Annotated in this window: 2 protein-coding genes; one reads left to right on the forward strand and one right to left on the reverse strand. The window is 53.3% G+C overall.

The features are described from left to right. Nucleotides 1–189: hypothetical protein (locus VKV29_RS15380; RefSeq protein ID WP_414647349.1), on the forward strand; the 189-nt coding region annotated here is incomplete at its 5' end. 405 nt (nt 190–594) lie between these two features. Here VKV29_RS15380 and cas1 read toward each other — a convergent pair. Then, nucleotides 595–1,515, reverse strand: a 921-nt coding sequence (cas1, locus tag VKV29_RS09930) for a CRISPR-associated endonuclease Cas1 (protein ID WP_324201149.1), incomplete at its 5' end; no start/stop codon positions are given.

A 1,515-nucleotide genomic window follows, 5' to 3' on the forward strand; every position in this document is an offset into this window, starting at 1 on the left:
TTCTATTACAGAACGAGGAAAGAAAAGAGGATGATGCAGCTTCAGGAGATTGTTGACGGATTACTGTGGCCAATCTGGCGTGGTGTGCCGCCGGCCTACAAGAAGAAATACTCACGCACGATTTGGGAACAATTCGAGAACCAGATCCGCTCGAGTGCCTATAGCTTCAATGGGGCCGCGATTAGTTAATCGCGGAAATAACTACAAACACAGGTGCCTTTTACTGCGCGGCATGCTTCAATGGGGCCGCGATTAGTTAATCGCGGAAATATCACCGGCATTGTAGTTAGGCCCAGGGGTTGTCTGGCTTCAATGGGGCCGCGATTAGTTAATCGCGGAAATGAGAGCCTGCAAACTGGTGTAGCGCCGCGTTCGCTGCGCTTCAATGGGGCCGCGATTAGTTAATCGCGGAAATAGCTCCCTCGCTATCCTATTCAATTTTCAAATACCTAGGCCAGCCATTTCGAGCGGCTGTCAACATTTCCTCTGCCGCCGAGCAGTTGGGACCATACTCGATTTGCAAATCCTTGATAAGCCTCATCTTATAACCTGCGAGCGGTTCCGGCCTTGTGTTCACCACCTCGCCGCTCGCCCTCACCGCGTAACGAAAACGGGATATTTGGGGATATCACCATTTAACACCTGAGCCAGCAGGCGCACCTGCAGCTCTAACAGTCTACGATAGCTTACCCGATAGCCAAAAATGGGATGGGTAACTAAAGTATCCATGCGCAGCTCATAGGCCCGGTAGAAGGCCTTTCGCCCCTCGCTTGTCAGCGCCACGCTCTGGCTCACGCACACAAAATCCCGTACCGTAACCATCTTGGTGTTGATCGCTGTGATCACAGCCGAATCCACAACAAGCGGCCGGAACGGCTCCATTAAATCCAAAGCAAGCGCTGGGCGGCCGAACCGGGGTTGATGATAGAAGCCCTGCATAGGATCGAACCCGGCTGCATAACACGCGATCGTCAAATCTTTCACAAGAAGGCTATAGCCAAGCGATAGCAGAGCATTTACGGCATCGCGCGGCGGACGCCGGTTTCTTCCCGCAAAGTCGAAGCGGAACACGGGAGGAAGATCCTCTCCTGCATCGTTCTTCAGAAGTCCCCCAAATGCGCCGAAATAAAGCCTTGCGGCATTGCCCTCTAGACCGAGGAGGGTCTCCATCGAGGTGCACTCATCCGCTCTCTCGGCCATCTCCTTGAGTTCGCGCAGTACGTTTTCCTCTGGCTCCACATGATTTCGCAGCAGAAATGTCCTCTGGTTGCGAATCTTACCTGCAACGAGTTCACGCGCTAACCGCTTACAAAACGAAGGCTCCTCGGCCGCAGCAAACTGACGCTGCCTGAGAAAGACGTTTTTCGTGCAGAGGCCGGTCGTAATGCCATAGAACCAGCCGCCCATGGAGAAATAGCAGATGGGAACTTCTGCCTCGCAGAGCGCCTGTACCGCCTGCGTAGAAAGCTGAATGTTTCCCATAATATTCAACTGGCAGATCTCGTTGAGCCGGAT

Origin of the sequence: Chthonomonas sp. (assembly GCF_035294165.1) — a bacterium.
GTDB lineage: Bacteria > Armatimonadota > Chthonomonadetes > Chthonomonadales > Chthonomonadaceae > Chthonomonas.